Raw genomic sequence first — 18,059 nt, 5'->3', positions numbered from 1 at the left:
AATTAACCCACTTAATTATAGCGAGTTGTCCGTTGATTATAGTAAATCATTCAATGGGATTATCTTAACGAGCTGGCCTTGGTGCACCTCTTGCTGATCGTAAGGGAGGTGAATTAAACAATTAGCCGCCACCATAGACGATAAGATGCCAGAGCCTTGCGGACCTGTTTTGCGCACCACTAACTGACCATGTTGGTCATCTTGATAATATCCGCGTAAGTATTCATCTCGCGATTTTCGACTGCGCAATGTTTCGCCAGCCCTTGCCCATAAGGTCATTTGTTGCCAATTAGACTCCCCTGCTAACGTTCGAATTGCTGGTTGCACAAATAAAATAAAACATATCATTGCCGCGACGGGGTTACCTGGCAAACCAAAAAATAAAGCCGACTTTAACACACCAAACGCCAGCGGCCGGCCGGGTCGCATGGCAACCCGCCAAAATTCAATGTGGCCAAGTTGCTCTAAACTGCTTTTGATGTAATCCGCGTCACCAACCGAGACACCACCGGTGCTGATCACAATATCGGCTTTGGCATCGGCTTGGGTGAGTGCCGTGATGAGACTTTGTTGACTGTCTTTGACAATCCCTAAGTCGATAACTTCACAATGTAATTGCTTTAATAAGCCGGTTAGACTGTAGCGATTTGCATCATAAATAGAGGCGGCCTCTAAAGGGGTATCTGGCAAGCAAACTTCATCACCCGTTGAAAATATCGCAACTCTTAGCGCTCGATGGACATCAACCTGAGCTTGCCCTATCGATGCAAGCAAGCCCATTTTAGCTGCGGTGATGCGCTCACCGGATGAAAATAATAAACGCCCTTTCTCAATATCTTCTCCGGCTTGTCTGACATTTTGCCCACAACAAACATCGCCAGAAATAATCACCTTGCTACCCTTTACCTTTGCCCTCTCTTTTGCGACTACGGTATCCGTACCAGCCGGCATTTTTGCCCCAGTCATAATGCTAACAGTTTGATGTTTACCAACGATTGCTGAGTATTGTTGACCGGCTAGTACTTGCGCAATTAAGTCAAATTCCACGTCATCTGACGGTAATTGAGAACGCCAAGATTGATAAGCAAAAGCATAACCGTCCATTGCCGAGTTGGTGTTTTGCGGGACATCGATGGGGGCAAAAATGTCGTTGGCCAACACTCGATTAAAACTTTGTTCAATCCTCAAGTATTCTGTTACTTCGCGCCTTTTAACAAGCGTGTTATTTACATTCGCCATAATATGACTAATGGCTTGTTCTACATCATACGTATTGTCGGGTAATGGTGAGCAACTTAAGGCTCGACTTTGCGCCTTGTGCGTTAGCCCGGTGTGCTCAACAATAAATTGACAAATGCTTGGAATATCATCAAGGTTTAACCTAACGATTTTACGGGTCAATGGGGTTTTATCACAACACGCTATTGCAATCACGTTGTCATCTTGCTCACACAATAAGGGCACCTCGTTCTCTTGTCGATGTACTTCTATTTTTTCAATACCTAGCTGTTTAAACCCTTCAACTAAAACAATATCGACGCTGCTGACATCGATACGAGACAATAATTGGTCTAACTGGGGGGAATGTTGCTGAGCATATTCGTAAAGATGCGCATAACGTTTTGCCGATGCAATCAGTACTTGTTGAGCGCCAGCTTGGCGAAGCAAAAAACTGTCTTTTCCAGGCTTATCGATATCAAAGTTATGATGGGCGTGTTTAATGACCGCAACGTTTAAACCCCAACGTTGTAACTCAGGAATGAGTTGGCACAATAACGTGGTTTTACCACTGCCACTGTAGGCAGCAAAGCCAATAACTGGAATCGGTAAGGGATTGATAAACGGTTCAGTCATGGATTTTACCTACCAAGTTAGACGAATAAGGTTTCGGGGAATTGTTATTGCTCACTTCCTCTGGTTTGCGACATACCGTTAAGCGCTTATTGGTTAGCAACCAGTGCTGTTGGCATAAAGCGGCTAAATCGTTATGTTGGTGACTAACGATCATTAAGCCTGTTTGTTGCTGCTGTAATTGGCGGATCATGTTCACCATCAAGGCTATCGACTCTCTATCCATATTGGCGGTAGGCTCATCAAGTAACAGCAACTTTGGCTGAATTAAACACACTCGGGCTAACGCTAATCGTTGCTTTTCTCCACCCGATAAATACGTTGCTGGGGTGTCTAGCAAATGATTTAATCCCGCCATGTTAATGATGTGTTTTAATGTTGCGCTATAGCGACTTTGATAGCGACTAAGCAATGGCATTGCCATTTTTAAATTGTCTAACACGGTACCGGAATAGACATACGGTGTTTGATGTAAATAGGTTGCTTTGGCAACCAAAGCCCGTCCACCGAAAGGAAAGCCATGTGGTGTTATTTGCCCTAAACTTGGCTTAGCTAAACCTGCAAGTAGCTTCATTAAGGTGGTTTTACCGGCACCATTTTCGCCTTGCAATAAGATGGTATCTTGCTGAGCAAAACACAAAGACTCAATACTAAACAATAGCTGACCATTAAAATGCACAACAATATTTTGCCCCTCAAGGTGTGCTTGACCAGATGTGTTTAGGCGATTAGCTTCAGCAAAGCGCTTATTGACGCGACTTTGTCTACGAGCTTGAAGCCAAGCGAAAAAATTCATTTTAATAGCTCCTAACCTGCGCGTGTCCGCGCATTGTAGAAAGCAACAAATTCAACACTAAACTGAGCAAGAGCAGTACCATGCCAAGCGCGACCGCCTGCGCAAATTGCCCTTTGCTGGTTTCTAACGCAATCGCGGTGGGAATATTGCGAGTGGCATTTAGAATATTACCACCGACCATCATCGAGCAACCTACCTCAGTAATAATGCGGCTAAATGCGGTGATCACCGTTAACAGTAATGGTACTTTAAGCTCGCGACAACATAACAATATGCTACTCAGTACATTGCGCCCAAGGGTTCTTGAGGTTTCCCAAACTCTTTTATCAATATGGGTAAAAGCCCCTTGCGATAAGGAAATAAGAATGGGAACACAAATCAGGATTTGACCTAGCACCATAGCTTTTTGGGTAAATAACCATTGCAAATCACCTAAGGGACCCTGTCGTGTGAGTAATATGTACACCAATAAACCTATGACCACGGTTGGAACCGACTGCATCGTTTGAATGGTCGATGTAAGTAACCAACGACCACGAAATTGACTAAACGCCAAAACAAACCCGAGCAACAAACAAGGCACTATCGTTAACATTAGGGCAAACAAGGAGACTTGAAATGATACCTTGATGATTGACCATAACTCTTGGTCAAGCGAGACCAACAAGGTCATCGCTTCGGCAAATAATGTAAACCAGCCTTCACTCATGGTTGGTAGTTAGCCTTAAAAAGTTGTTCACCGTGAACTTGATAACCATTGATTAACTGTTGTCCTTGCTCGCTGACAAGCCAATCGCTTAGTGCTTGGGCACCCAGATGATTAAGCTCAGGGTACTTTTGTTTGTTTAATAAAATGATTTGATATGGGTTTGTCAGCTCTTTTGAGCCTTGAAATGCAATGGTTAAATCCACTTTATCTTGATAGGTTAAAAAAGTGCCACGATCAGATAAAGTATAGGCTTGCAATGAATCGGCAATAAGTAGGGTTTTCCCCATTCCTTGGCCAACCGATTTGTAGTTTGAAAAATTGTTCTCGACTCCGCTTTTAAGCCAAATAGATAATTCTTTTTGTTCGGTACCCGAATCGTCCCCGCGAGAAACAAAAACAACATTGTGCTTTGCGATTTTTTGAAAGGCTTGGGTGGCATCCGCACTGGCGGCAATATCAAGAGGGTCGTCAATAGGGCCAAGAATAACGAAATCATTTGCCATAAATTCTCTGGCAACTGAACCATATCCCTGTGCGATGAATTTGGCCTCTGCCGCTGGTGCATGTGTCATCACAACATCGACATCCCCTGCTCTAGCAAGGCGTAAGGCGTTACCAGAACCGGTGGCAATAACATGTACTTGAAAACCTGTGTGGTGCTCAAATACCGGCAGAATGTTGGCTAAAAGACCGGAATTTTCAGTGCTTGTGGTGGTAGCCATTTTTATAATATTGGAGGCGCTGGTACTGAAGGCAAAAAAAGACAATCCCAACGAACAAATAACAAACCATAAGCACCTATTTACTCGCATAACCATAATCCCGATATCGTATAAATCATTAAGCTTTTCCGTTAGTTAATTAAGTATGATTAGACTAGAGAGAAATGCAAAAAAGAATACATCGCGTTTAGATTGACATTGAGCCAGCGCAATAAGTGACTAAAAATACTCATAAATCGCTATTTGAGTAAGTCATCTGAGCAATACCCAGCAACGCTTAATTTAATGGTGTTAACGCGATATCAGCGCCAGTATACGCATCATGAGCTAACTTTTTTTAATCGCCAAGCGCCATGGTAGACATTAAACCCTTTTGCGGATACAAAGCCGATTAATGTCATATCAAATCGTTGTGCCACCGAGATGGCCAAAGAAGATGGTGCACCGACTGCAACTATCACCGGAAAACCGGCCATCAAGGCTTTTTGCACCAATTCAAAGCTTATTCGGCCACTTAAAACAACCACTTTTTTACTCAGTTGGTGCAACTCAGGCATGCCTAAAAAAGCACCAATAAGCTTATCCATGGCATTATGACGTCCAACATCTTCTCGAATAAGGTGCAAAGTGGCCAACTGATCAAAAAGACCAACCGCGTGTACTCCCCCTGTTTGCAAAAAAGTGCGTTGCTGCTCTCGCATGGTAGCGCTTAAACGAAGCACGGTCTCGATGCTTAACCAGTGAGACTCTTTATCTAAAGATGGCGTTTGTTTTAACTCCAACGATTGCAAAGACGTTTTACCACAAATACCGCAGCTTGATTGCATTGTAAGATGGCGTTGGTATTGTTGCCAATCAGGGATCACACCGGGCGCTAATTGCACCTCAACTTTATTGGGTTCTTGGCCATTTGAACTTTCAGGGTGAATGACATTTTCAACTTGCTGATAATGATTAATAATTCCTTCACTATTAAGCAAGCCCACTGCCAACTGGCGATCTTGCCCTGGCGTTCGCATCGTAATAGTAAATTCTTTATCGGTTAATTCGCCGTGTTCTGAGTACCAACGTAAAATAATTTGTAATGGTTCTTCAATGGCCACAGCGTCCGCACAGACTTCTTTGTTCAAGTGTGGATTGGCATTAATACGAACCTTATTTACTTGCCGAATCCCGACGTCACACTCATTTGTATAAATATCATATCCCGGCAAATTATTATCATTCATTATCCAAGCCTTAATGCATTTAAATTGGCGTTAATCAACGCCAAATCGTTTAGAAACCAAGTGTATTATTCGCGCTATTTTTTTAGCTATTTAGATGATGCTTAAACAACACATAGCTTAGTAAACCCAAGTGCAATAATTGTGAGTTTCTTGAATAAACTTAGTTCAATCACTTAAGCATGCAAGTCGGCGAACTGGTTAACGACGATTTGTGCGCGCAAGCAAAAACATATCACGGTTTGATCACCCGATGAATTGTGGCATACCTTGGGTATTTTTTTTATGGCAGTGCATCAGATATTTATTAATGGTTTTAAATTTTTGTACCATAGAATACGATGCAAAAAAATTTAACGTGTTAATGAACCTCTGATATCACTCAGTGTTGTGCAAAAACTTAATGGGATTGGTATAAAGAAGCTTCGATAAAAAAAGCAGCCGAAGCTGCTTTTAAGTATAAAATAATCACGTTTAGGGCTTAGTGCTCACCACACTTGGCTTCTTCTTTGGCTTTTTCTTTAACTTTAGCTTTGGCTTTACCTTCACCGCATTTGCCTTCGCCGCACTTGCCTTTGGCTTTACCTTCACCACATTTGCCTTCGCCGCACTTGCCTTTGGCTTTACCTTCACCGCATTTGCCTTCGCCGCACTTGCCTTTGGCTTTACCTTCACCGCATTTGCCTTCGCCGCACTTGCCTTTGGCTTTACCTTCACCGCATTTGCCTTCGCCGCACTTGCCTTTGGCTTTGCCTTCACCGCATTTGCCTTCGCCGCACTTGCCTTTGGCTTTACCCTCACCGCATTTGCCTTCATGACCGTCAAAATCGGAAGATGCCACCACATTTTGGGCTTCAAATGGATTTACTTCAGCCTTAGCTGGTAGGCTCACCATCAAACTTAAAACAAGAGCGCTTAACGCTGCCGATAAAAAATATTTCTTCAAAAAACTCATAACTTGATTCCTTAATGTATTTCAACCACCATCAAACACTCTGTCTATGGATAACTACATAGACCAAAAGTACTTGTAGATAATTTCACTTTTGTTCGAATTTATCAAGTTTTTAACTTTATTATTACCACTTTACACTCTTATACCACATGCCATCAATAAAAACCAAAATCAATAAAATCAGACTATTGTAAAAATCAAACTGGTTTTTCAGGCGCTGGCGCAAGTTTAAAATGCTCTCTAGGGATCCGTTTCAACCGACCTTTTGATAACAAATAGACTTTATCAGCGGCCCTGATGGTTTCGATTCGATGAGCGATAATAATCCGTGAAATATTAAGCTTATTAATGGCCTCGCTCACTTTCTTTTCTAAGCCGACATCTAAATGGCTGGTTGCTTCATCTAAAAATAAAATTTTAGGTTGCTGATATAGCGCTCTTGCCAAAAGCAGCCGCTGCTTCTGGCCACCGGACAAGGTATTGCCCATATCGCCGATAAGTGAATTATAGCTCATTGGCATCGCCATAATGTCTTGGTGGATGCAGGCAATGGCAGCGACTTGCATCATCTTATTGGTATCAATTTGCTCATTAAAAAAACTGATATTTTCAGCAATGGTACCACTTAACAATTGATCGTCTTGCATTACCGCAGCGATTTGGTTGCGATAATTCGCCAATCCCAGTTGGTTAATATCCTGTTGTTGATAATGAACATGGCCTTGAGATGGACGATACAAACCCAACATAAGCTTTAACATGGTAGTCTTGCCACAACCAGAAGCGCCAATAATAGCGACATTTTCGCCTTGTTCTATATGTAAATTGACATTATTTAACAGCCAAGGCTCTTCATCTGAAAAACGATAACACATATTGTTTAACTGAAAATGCACAGGGCATTGTGTTTTAGAATGAATCTTTGCGGGTAGCAAGGAATGGCCACTTTTGCTTGGGCTGACTTGACCAGATAAACTCTCTTCTTGGTGATAAACAATATCCGCAAGGCGAGAAAAGTGTAAGCTAAGCATTTTAAATTCGATCACTTTCTCAATAAGGCTGATGATGCGCTCTAAAAAGTGCTTTTTATAACTGATAAAGGCAAACAGCATCCCTACACTCAAACTGCCCGACATTACGGTTAACGCTGCCAGGTAAATGACCACGACATTTTCAATGGCAAAAATAAGATCGTTTAGCCAACGAAACTGAATATGAAATTTCCCAACTTTGATGGTGCAATTTAAATGGGCGCTGTATTGATTTTGCCAAAGATTCTGTCGTTGCGTTTGTTTTGAAAAAAGTTTAATGCTTTGCATCCCTCTTACGGTTTCCATAAAATTGCTTTGCTCTTTCGCTTTAGCAACAATTTCTTCTTCATTTAAGCGTTTATAGGCGGGAAAGCTGAGTAATCGTATAAGGCCATAGAGTAACACGGCAATCAAGACGACGACCGCCAGTTGAGGACTGTAAATAAAAATCATCACCAAGGTGGCAATCGCCATAAGACCATCGATAAGCGCTTCGATAATCCCGGTAGTCATCATGTCGTTGATGTATTTTAATGAGCCAAACCGTGAAACAATGTCTCCGATGTGACGCTTTTGAAAAAAGCCCAAAGGCAGGTGAATCAAATGCCTAAAGACATTAGCCCCCATTTGCATATTAAAAGAGTGGCTAAAGTGCAATAACACCAATGAGCGTAATGCTCGAGTGATCAAGTCAATGATCCCCAATAGGCCAAAACCAAGCGCAAGCACCACCAATAAGTGTTGATCTTGACTCATCAATACCTTATCGACCACCAATTGCATGTAATAAGGCGACGTTAAAGCAAAAACCTGCAACAGCAAAGACAGTAGAAACAGTTTTAGTAAGATAGGAAACAAGTGTTCAATACGACTGTAAAAATCGCGAAATCGTATCTTAGTTTTATGCTCTGCTAGGGTAAATTTTTTATTTGGGATTAACTCGAGAGCAACGCCGGTAAAATGTTTTGCAAATTCAGCAAATGATAAGGTAATTAACCCCGTCGCTGGGTCATGGATTATCACCGAATCTTTTTTCACTTTTTTAAGCACCACAAAATGATTCATGTCCCAATGCAAAATACAGGGACAACGCAATTGAGGTAAGTGTTCTATGTCTAATTTTAAGGCTCGGGAATTAAAATTCAATTCATCCGCTATTTTCATCAACTGGGTTAATGTCGAGCCTTTCAAAGAAATGGTATGTTGCTGTCGCAACCAATTTAAATCGGTCTTAAAGCCATAAAAATTGGCAATCATAGCGATGGCAGCTAACCCACATTCAGCGGCCTCTGATTGAACAATAACAGGTAAACGATACCCTTGGTTAAAACGTAAAAGCGAAGCGGTATTAGCCATTATATACGCCCCTTCAAACTGTAAAATGGGTCAAATAACCATTGCAATAAATTTCGTTGCTCTAAAAATATATCGGCTTCTAATAACATCCCCGGTTGCAAGGGAACTTGAGCACCATAGGCACTTATGTGTTGAGAGCTCAAGCTGACAACCGCTTTATAGACAGGTTCTTGTAATGATATTGGCAGATTTAGATCAGCGGGTAGAAGAATGGCTTTGGACAAATTGGTTATTTCCCCTTCATACAATCCAAATCGTTGATAGGGAAACGCTTGGTATCGCAGTTGGGTTTTTTGCCCTGTTTTAACAAACCCAAACGCCCTCGTTGGAATATATAAAATGGCTTCCATGGTAATTTCTTTAGGCAATATTGTCACAAAGGCATGTTGTGACGAAATAGTCTCTCCGACTTTTGCAAGCAAATTAGTCACCCGACCGGCTCTAGTAGCCTTTATTTGGTAGCGTTGCCTGAGCTGAGTTTGTTTTATTTGTTGCTTGATTTTAGTCAGCTTAGATTCAATGTCTGCGCGTTTTTGAGCAAATTGTATCGGCAACCGAGCTTGGTTTAAAATCGCTTGTTGCTGTTTTTCCATGTAATAACTGGTGTCGGTGGCTATATCATTGAGTTGGTGCTCAATGCTTAATTGTTGCTCTTTAAGCAAATCTGTACTTTGTTCTGAAAGGAAGCCTTCTGTCATCAATCGATGCGCATTTTTCCACTGCTTATTTTTGATTTCTAAGCGCTTTAATGTAGTCTGTTGGCCAAGGGACAATTGCTTTATTTGGCGTTTAGCGGTTGCTATTTGCATCTTTAGCTTGCGCTGTTCAATATCTAAAAGCGCTTGTTGTTCTACCAGTTCAATATTTAAGCGTTTCGCTTCACTTTTAAGATCTTGCCGAGTTTGTTGGTTTAAATCGAGACCATCAACAGATTCTGATAGCAAGGAGACTTCTGCGATGACCTGTTGATTTTGGACAAGTTGTCCCTCTTGCACCAGTAGCTTAGAGACCACACCAGAGTGTTTTGGTCTAATAACACTGACGCCTTGATCAGGTTGTAAATACCCCTGAACAGACTCTTTATTGGTGTATTGGGCAAAACATAAATACAAGGCAGTGACTAACACAAAAGCAAATAACACCAGGGTTATCAACGTAAACGAGATTGGTTGCGCTAAGGATACCTCACCTTGTAATCGAACTTTTTGTTCGGCTAACACATCCTTTCTAAATAGATTTGACATAGGCACCTCCTGTGCCAAAAAAGACTTGTAATTTTAAAGAGTTAATGACGATCAAATGTTTGTCAAATTTAATCAAGAAATAATTTTTATGGTCAAATTGGCTTCAAGAAAGCGAACAAAAATAGATTAGGTATTAACTAAAAGCCATTAATTTACTTATAATTTTATCGGTCAAAGATTGACGTAATATTATTTGCGATAAAATTTAAGCCTGACTAGATTTAAAATTAGTTTCAGACAACACCCAGAGTCAAAAAGTCGCTAAAATCGGTTAAATTACATACTTTTAAAGGTATTAAAAGAAATTTAATTCAACCTTGATTTTGGACTGACAAGACGTGACACTACAACAGAGTCTTTATTGCTCTTTAGGTCAGGTGTCTCTGAAAATAACAGACAGATTAATTACGTTTAACTGTAACGGCATAATGCCATAACTGATTAATCACTCTCTTTGAAGGTTTCGGCCTTCAAAACACCCCAAGGACTGGGGTTGCAAGGAAGGCCCTTTAGGATGTTGGGCAGCAAGGATGCAAAAGCAGTACCGCAAAGAATGTGGCAAGCAAGGACAAAAAGGATTTCCTTTTGGTTAGTCAGTTTGGATTAATCTTTCATGGATGAAACAATGCTTGGTGAACAGGACGTCACGCTGTAGAAAAAAGAAGAGAGGACGAGGGAGCGCAGTACATTAACATGCCATCGGGTTGGTGCTAAAAAGCTTTACAGCCATATCCATTTTTAGTGTGCTCCTTTTGAATCTTATCCTACCCGTTCTTTTAATGAACGCTAATAAAGGTTTGGTTAAAACCAGCGAACCCAGTCATTTAAAAAAACGAAACCAACATTAAGCCATTCATAGCAAGGCCATTTATTGAAAAATTTTATGGCAGGTCAGGCTGAACACGTCATAATTAAATTATATTCTAATCATCATTATGTGTGCACAAACGAGGGCAAGAATGAACACAATTTTAGTGATAGCCGATGCCGACCTAACGCAAACTGTTGCCTTAAAGCAAGCTTTAGAATTGGCCACCGCTTTTGATGCCAAGCTGCATATTGCCTATTTTTATTTTGAAGATATTCGAGGTTTAGGCTTAAAAGGTAGAGAATTTAAACACCAAAAAGTTGAACAACTTGACCACAAAGCCCGCACTCAACAACAGGAATTAAATTTAGGGCCAGAGCACAGTTACGAAATAGTCTGGCGTGATGACCTTTCAGAATGGGCTTGTCAATTCGCCAAAGAACATCAGCCGATATTTGTCTTAAAAACAGGCCATCAATCAAAAAAATTGCTGAACACCCCCACAGATTGGCGATTAATCAGAGATTGCCCTACGCCTCTGTTTATTGTTTGTGAAAAGCTCTGGCAAAAAGATCAAAACGTATTGGCTTGTATCGACTTACAAACCACTAACGAAGACAAAAAACAACTTAATAGACAAATACTTGAACATGCCAAACAATTAGCCAATCTTTTAGGCAAGCAACTGCATATCGGTTTTAGTCCAACCTTTTCTGTGGTGATGAAGGACTTAGGAATTAAATCCAAAAAACAGACCCTATTAGATGCCATTAATAAGCTCACCCCTGAGCTAGAGCAACTTTGTCGAACATACAACATTTCGATGGACCATATTCATATCAAAGCCGGCCAACCAGGGTTGGTGCTGCCATCAATTGCGGCTGAAATTCATGCCAGTATCGTAGTTATAGGCTCAAGCAGTCATCGCGGTTTAACCGAACAGTTCATTGGCGATACGGCTGAAAAAGCGTTAGAACTGCTGAAAACACATGTCGTGGTTTTAAAACTGGCAGGATAACTGCGCACTTAGGCACAGCAATAGGCAAAGGTGTTTGGTTTTAACGGCTTAAGGCTTCATATTTAAGGGTTGGCAGAAGAAAGAACCCAATAATTCCTCATATAAGCGCTTATATAAGGGCTGAAGTAAACCGTTTCATAAAGAAATCAAATTCGTTGGTATGAGCGCGGTGATGATACCAACCATGGTTAAGAGTCAACGCGGTTAAAGTTTCTTTTCGACGATTTGATTATCTATGGCTACTTCGTTTGGCTGCCCGAGTAAATTAATCAATAAAATACTGCGCTCAAGACCATCCTTTGTTTGATATATTGCGTCCAACCCTTTAAAAGGACCATCGGTAATTTCAACTTTTTCACCTTTTTTAAAGGCATGGAGTTCTTCTAAACTCTTAGGTTGAGTTGCAGAATCGGTGTCTAAGCGAATTTGATCAATTAATCTAGGATCAATAACCGCAGGGGACACTCCAAATCGAACAAAATTGCCCACCCCGCGGGTGGAACGAATTGCATTAAAATTATCGATTTGATTATCAAGGCGAATAAACAAATAATTAGGAAATAACGGCTCTAAGGCAACTGTTTTTGCGCCATTTCGTTTTTTAATTTTAGAGACTTTAGGAAGAAACACCTCGTAGCCTTGATTTTGCAAATTATCATAAGCTCGTTGCTCTTCTCGAGGCTTACTCGTGAGTACATACCACTGGCTTTTACGTTGGTCTGTCAAAATTGACTCCTGTTTTAAACCCTACTGTATCTGCTTAATTTTTGGCTGATGAAAGAAGCACCCAGTTTTGGTATATGCTATTTTACCACCTGAAAATAATTTCGAGCGCCGATACTAATAAAATAGCTGGGGTTTGGCTATATCTAAAAGGTAAAATAGCCGTAATTGGCGTTTTTATAGCCATTTAGAGAAATCCTGTTTACAAATTACATTAAAAGCAAATGATGACAGTGTGTTAATTAAACACTGTAAATATAACGCCTAACGATCAATTGGTCGAAATGTACACAGCATTGCGTTGTTGTTTTGCTTTATAGAGGGCTTTGTCGGCAAGTTGATATAAATCATCTTCAGAAATATTGGTATCGCTAGCGGGTCGGTAACTGGCTCCAATAGAAACTGAAAGGTATTTTGATACCTTACTTCTTTCGTGCGGTATCTGCGCATCTTGAATCGTTTGTCGCAGCAATTGCAAAAATTTCAGACTTTCAAGCTGATCTCTATTGTAAATGATAATAGCAAACTCTTCACCACCAATACGAAAAGCTCGATGTCGAGTGCCTTTAACCGCATTAAAGATAATTTTAGCGACTCGAACCAAAGCCGTATCACCACTGGGGTGACCATAAAAGTCATTGTAAGGTTTAAAATAATCAATATCGATGATTGCTAGAGTGATGTGATTATGTAATGTTTCAGCATCTAGTAATGCTTTGGCTATGGAATGCTCGTAACGACGACGGTTACCGAGCCCGGTTAACGGGTCTAGCATAGCAATATGATTATTGGTGGTATCAACGATGATGTTGGTATAGTGCTTAATTTGATAATCTTCGCTAAAATTAGGCAACAATCGAGAGTAAAACCACTGGTGTTCACCTAAAGGCGATTTACGCTTTAACTGCCCTTCCCATACCTTCCCCATTTGAGTGTGATTGGTGATCTTTTGGTAATGCGCCTCAGACTCATCTGAGTTATCAAAAAAAGTTAAATTCTGGCCCAGTACCTCGTCTTCTGTTTTACCTAAATAACGGCATAATGAATGACTCGCCTGTAACACTTTGCCTGTAGGTTCTAAAGTGGCAATCATCACATTTTGATCTAATAATTGCTCGACATCGCTGTATTTTCGTTCTGCTCGTCTTAACATGTCCATCAGCCAAAACAGGTAAAATATCCCACAGCATAAGCCTAAAAACAGCATTATCGCTAATGATGCGACAATATAGTTGCCTTTATCGATTTGCTGCGCCAGTTGATTCGAATGCTTTTGTGCCGAGAGCGAAAAATTGAGTAACTGAGTCTGAAACGCTCGAACAGACTTGAACACCTCACTATGTGATTGCCAGTTTTGATATAGCTGATTTGTTCCATCTGAACCTGCGATATTTTCAGGAATGTATAACGGATACCAAGTTAAAAAGGCATGACGAACCTGAGCAACCGTTTGGGCCGGACCTTGATAATGCTCAAACATCAAGTCAAGATTTTTAACGATATTTGACTCAATGGCATGAATTTTTTGTTTTGAACGCTCTAGCGCCTTCGGTACTTGTGCCTGAGCCCGCAAAAGCTCTCTAATTGCGGATGCATCCGCATCAACTTCCATCGCGGTCGTATGAATAATGTACCCTTGTTGATAGAAGTCTTGAAGAGATTTTCTGGTATTATCATAATAAACAATGGCCATTACATTTAACACAATAAAACCAACAAGAACCAATCCTAGGCCCGCAGCGGCCTTTTTACTTTTTAGCATTCGGTGACTTCCAAACAAACAGTGCAATATATTGTCATTATTTTGTGCCAGACATTGATCATCTTAGTAACTCCCACAAGCCATTAAATCCGTTTAAAAAAGAGAACAACCGTTCTAATATAAAGCGATGTTTTGGTTTCAACAACCTGTGTAAACAACAAAAGCTCAACATTAGGGGGCGAAAATCGACTTTATTTATGTAAGTGATTGCTATTTTTTACCCAAAACCTCTGATAAAGTAGAAAAAAACACCTTTTATGCATGAATTTACTTAAAAATCAGCGATTAACCAGGTTACAAAATGGATACAAACTTCCCGCAATAAAATCGGTTAACACCATATAATGACAAAATCTATGTAAACTGAGTGATAAAATGAAACTAAAAAGCTATTTTTTCTTATATTTAGTGGTTACGTTAAGTTTGTTAGCTGCAAGTTCGATGGTAACTTGGATTTACAATGAAAAAGTGACAGAGAAAGCCGAACTCCACTTAAAACGAAGTCAGTTTACAAAAATCGCCGATAAAGTTCAGAATAGTTCACATACGTTATCTAGATTAGCCCGAGATTATGCCATCACCCTCGACCCTGAGTTTCGCCAAGATATATCGACTCTTTTATCCATTTTACCCGGCAATGAAGCAAGTGAATTGGAGCAATTTAACGCAACCCAATTCATTAAGACAAAGCCCTTTACCAAAGAAGATCATAAGTTAACACAGCAAGATTGGAACCAAATATATAGCCTTAAATTTAATGAGATTGTCATGTTGCAGCATGCAATGTTAAGTCTTAATCGCCAGAGTCAGTTTACCCAACCAGCCATCAACCTGATCGGGTCAACAAATACCAGTCAAACCGAAAAGTCTGATGCCATAAACCAACTCTACAGCCAACAGCATGACCAATTAAAACAAAAAGTAACCGCTTACGTAGAAGGATTTCTGACAAACATCAATCATCGCTTTGATGAAGAATACAACACCGCTCAACGCTTGTTAGTGCTCTTTGAAGACATATTGTTTATCCTCAATATTCTCGTTTTTAGCTTTGTGGTTCTTGGCAGTTTGTCGGTTTACATGCTCATAGGTCGCCCCTTAGTGAAACTCAATGGCAATGTGACCTCCTACATTCATCATCAATTAAGTAAAGCCCAAATAGATAAACTCACGGCTAAGACCCCTATTTTGGAAATGAAAAGCTTAACCAATAACTTTAAAGCGCTGTTTTATCGTATCGATGATTACATAAATCATTTAAACAAGCAGGTAGATGAGTCGGCACAGTTAAAAGATAAAGCCGAAGTTGCGAACAGCGCCAAAAGTGATTTTTTAGCCAATATGAGCCACGAAATCAGAACCCCTCTTAATGGGATTATGGGTTTACATGAGCTGTTAAAAACCACCCCTTTAGATCCCAACCAGAAAGACTATGTCGAGCAATTGATCACTGCATCGGACTCTTTATTGGTGGTTATCAACGACATTTTAGATTGGTCAAAAATGGAAGCGGGTAAACTAACGTTCAAATATCAGGATACTGAAATAGAGAAAATACTGGCTAAAGTTGTTTCTTTAACCTCTGTATCAGCGTCGGTTAAACAGCTTGATTTGTATTGTGACATTAGCCCATCGGTACCGAAATATATTCATACCGATGGCGACAGGTTAAGTCAGATTTTACTGAATATTTTAACCAATGCCGTTAAGTTTACCGAGCAAGGCTCGATAAAAATCCGGGTTGAAGCACAGAGCATAAAATCGCAAACCTATTTAATGTTTACCGTCATTGACAGTGGTTGCGGTATTTCAACGGAGCAGCAAAAATACATTTTTAACCCATTTGATCAAGCGGATTCTTCGACGACAAAAAAGGTCGGTGGAAGCGGCTTAGGTTTGGCCATTTGTAAACGTCTTGCCTGCGATATGGGAGGCGATATTGTTATTGAAAGCGAGAAAAATGTCGGCACCCAATGTACACTGTCATTACCCGTAAGATGTTCTAAAGAGCTTATTTACCAAAACTTGCACGTTCCCGCCAATATTGACTTTAATTTATGGCGCCTTGATGGCTATTCCAATCAAGCAACGGCTCACACCTTAGATCATATGGCATCCACTTTAAGTCGAGCCGGTTGTAAATTTGAAACTGTTAGCGCTCTTTTGGCACAACAAAGCAAATCCATTCAGCCTTCGTACTTATTCATTCTTGCGTCTGATTTTGATGCCCTGTCAGCATCCGAGGCCAACACCCTTTGCCAACATTATCATCGTATTTTTGTCGCTGACCAAGCAAACAATCAACTCAAGTATAAAAAATTTAATAATATTAGTTGCATGGCATTACCTCTTCTGCCATCACAAGTGTTGGCTCAAATAAAACACTTTGCCCCACAAGACAACAATACCATATCACCTAAAGTCTGTTCATGGCTGGACTTGGACTTAACTGATGAGTCAATTTTGTTGGCGGAAGATGTGAAATTAAATCAATTGGTGGCGAAAAAGATGATTCAAAAATTAAATGGCAACGTCGACATTGCCGAAAATGGTTTTGAAGTTATCCAAATGTTATCGAAAAAAAGTTATAATGTCGTTCTTATGGACTTACACATGCCAGAAATGGACGGCTATGAAGCGACAAAACTTATACGCTTACAAAAGGAATGGGAACATATAAAAATCATTGGCTTAACCGCCGATGTTAAACCAACAACAAAAAAAGCATGCCTAGAACTTGGCATGACAAATTTTTTAAATAAGCCATTTAAACCAGAGGCTTTAGTACAAGCCATTAAAGCTGAGCAAGTCTCAACAGTGCTTTAAACCTGGTCACTCATGGTCTACTAATAAGATATTACAGCAAGCAACTGACGCACAGGCGTTATTGTAGGGAAAGCATGCAAGAACAAGTTGAAAAAAGTATTTTGATTGTCGAAGACAACAAAATTATCTCTCTAGCCTTAAAAAAGAAATTTGAAAGTAAAGGCTATATAGTCCACCAAGCGTTTCGGGGCGACGTCGTTGAACGGCTTGTTATTCGTCATTCACCAAGCTGTGTATTACTGGATATCGGTTTACCACATGTCTCAGGTTTTGATGTCTGCGAAGAATTAAAAACCCATTATGACGGCCCCGTTATTTTTCTCACCGCCGATGAAACATCCGGAAGTGAGCTTAAGGGGATTAAATTAGGCGCCGATGATTTCATTGTTAAAACTCGGCCCTTTGAAGTTATTCACGCACGAGTAGAACGATTATTAGGCTTTGAGAAAGACCACAAAGATAATCAGCCGAGTGAGATTGTTTTAGGTAAATTTTTATTTAACAAGCGCCATCACTACTGTAAATACGATGACCAATTAATTGAATTTAGTAACCATGAATTTGAATTACTGTATTTCTTATTAATTCATAAAGATGCCCTGCTCAGTCGAGATCATATTTATTTGTCGTTAAAAGGCATTAATTACGATGGCATTTCAAGAGGGATAGACATCAGCATTTCGCGAATAAAGAAAAAGCTGGTCAATGCGGGTTTAAATAAAGAGGTTATCATTACCATTCGCTCTAAAGGGTATAAACTTCAAAGCCAAAAGTTTATCGATAATGAAGTAATTTGCGCCTCCTAGATGTACTAGCTCAGACTTATGATGACTCGTACCCAGGCACCGTTTTAATGGCTCACTAAAGTAACCATCCTCTAAAAGTTTTAGCATTAAAAAAGGCCCTATTGGGCCTTTTTGGGTTTCAGCGGGTAGTCTAAACTAATGGCAAAAATGGTATTGATTTTGACAAGGAAATAACCCTTGCCTGCAATCATTAACTTGCCTAAAAAACCTTTATATTTTGCTGAGT

The 18,059-nt window shown here is 40.2% G+C and carries 13 protein-coding genes; 3 read left to right on the top strand and 10 right to left on the bottom strand.

Going from position 1 to position 18,059, the window contains the following annotated elements:
* Positions 1–36: 36 nt before the first annotated feature.
* The 8 genes from ACAY00_RS05570 to ACAY00_RS05535 all read right to left on the bottom strand — a co-directional run bounded on the left by ACAY00_RS05570 (position 37) and on the right by ACAY00_RS05535 (position 9,890).
* On the bottom strand, positions 37–1,854 hold the full coding sequence (locus ACAY00_RS05570) for a bifunctional molybdopterin-guanine dinucleotide biosynthesis adaptor protein MobB/molybdopterin molybdotransferase MoeA (RefSeq protein WP_371378402.1): 1,818 nt from the start codon (positions 1,852–1,854) through the stop codon (positions 37–39).
* Positions 1,847–2,647, bottom strand: coding sequence for an ATP-binding cassette domain-containing protein (locus ACAY00_RS05565; protein ID WP_371378399.1), 801 nt, complete (start codon positions 2,645–2,647; stop codon positions 1,847–1,849). Before ACAY00_RS05565 ends, ACAY00_RS05570 begins: the two co-directional genes overlap by 8 nt.
* A 1-nt stretch (position 2,648) precedes the next feature.
* Positions 2,649–3,356, bottom strand: a complete 708-nt coding sequence (locus tag ACAY00_RS05560) for an ABC transporter permease (RefSeq protein WP_371378397.1) — start codon at positions 3,354–3,356, stop codon at positions 2,649–2,651.
* Positions 3,353–4,174 (bottom strand): substrate-binding domain-containing protein, encoded by an 822-nt coding sequence (locus tag ACAY00_RS05555; protein ID WP_371378394.1) that lies wholly within the window; start codon positions 4,172–4,174, stop codon positions 3,353–3,355. Before ACAY00_RS05555 ends, ACAY00_RS05560 begins: the two co-directional genes overlap by 4 nt.
* A gap of 224 nt (positions 4,175–4,398) precedes the next feature.
* Positions 4,399–5,307 carry a formate dehydrogenase accessory sulfurtransferase FdhD gene (gene fdhD, locus ACAY00_RS05550; protein ID WP_371378391.1) on the bottom strand — a complete coding sequence of 303 codons (909 nt, stop codon included), beginning with the start codon at positions 5,305–5,307 and terminating at the stop codon, positions 4,399–4,401.
* 478 nt (positions 5,308–5,785) lie between these two features.
* Complete coding sequence (locus ACAY00_RS05545; protein WP_371378388.1) at positions 5,786–6,259, bottom strand: hypothetical protein; 474 nt, start codon at positions 6,257–6,259, stop codon at positions 5,786–5,788.
* 197 nt (positions 6,260–6,456) lie between these two features.
* Complete coding sequence (locus ACAY00_RS05540) at positions 6,457–8,646, bottom strand: peptidase domain-containing ABC transporter (RefSeq protein WP_371378385.1); 2,190 nt, start codon at positions 8,644–8,646, stop codon at positions 6,457–6,459.
* Positions 8,646–9,890 carry an HlyD family secretion protein gene (locus ACAY00_RS05535; RefSeq protein ID WP_371378383.1) on the bottom strand — a complete coding sequence of 415 codons (1,245 nt, stop codon included), beginning with the start codon at positions 9,888–9,890 and terminating at the stop codon, positions 8,646–8,648. The genes ACAY00_RS05540 and ACAY00_RS05535 overlap by 1 nt, the downstream gene beginning before the upstream one ends.
* Before the next feature lie 959 nt (positions 9,891–10,849).
* Here ACAY00_RS05535 and ACAY00_RS05530 point away from each other — a divergent pair.
* Positions 10,850–11,716, top strand: a complete 867-nt coding sequence (locus ACAY00_RS05530) for a universal stress protein (protein WP_371378380.1) — start codon at positions 10,850–10,852, stop codon at positions 11,714–11,716.
* A gap of 204 nt (positions 11,717–11,920) precedes the next feature.
* Here ACAY00_RS05530 and rfaH read toward each other — a convergent pair whose 3' ends face one another.
* Positions 11,921–12,442 (bottom strand): transcription/translation regulatory transformer protein RfaH, encoded by a 522-nt coding sequence (gene rfaH / locus ACAY00_RS05525; protein WP_371378377.1) that lies wholly within the window; start codon positions 12,440–12,442, stop codon positions 11,921–11,923.
* A 268-nt stretch (positions 12,443–12,710) separates the two neighbouring features.
* A complete protein-coding gene (locus ACAY00_RS05520; RefSeq protein ID WP_371378374.1) occupies positions 12,711–14,201 on the bottom strand; it encodes a diguanylate cyclase domain-containing protein in 1,491 nt (496 codons plus the stop codon).
* Between the two features lie 375 nt (positions 14,202–14,576).
* On the opposite strand from ACAY00_RS05520, the gene ACAY00_RS05515 reads away from it, so the two are divergent.
* Together ACAY00_RS05515 and ACAY00_RS05510 are read left to right on the top strand one after the other, a co-directional pair.
* Entirely contained in the window at positions 14,577–17,027 is a 2,451-nt protein-coding gene (locus ACAY00_RS05515) for an ATP-binding protein (RefSeq protein ID WP_371378371.1), read from the top strand.
* A gap of 74 nt (positions 17,028–17,101) precedes the next feature.
* Positions 17,102–17,833 (top strand): response regulator transcription factor, encoded by a 732-nt coding sequence (locus tag ACAY00_RS05510; RefSeq protein WP_371378368.1) that lies wholly within the window; start codon positions 17,102–17,104, stop codon positions 17,831–17,833.
* Positions 17,834–18,059: the final 226 nt, after the last annotated feature.

It is taken from the genome of Thalassotalea sp. 273M-4, from assembly GCF_041410465.1.
GTDB lineage: Bacteria > Pseudomonadota > Gammaproteobacteria > Enterobacterales > Alteromonadaceae > Thalassotalea_A > Thalassotalea_A aquiviva.
Note: the sequence above shows the minus strand (reverse complement) of the source record. Positions and strands in the feature narration are given on the sequence as shown.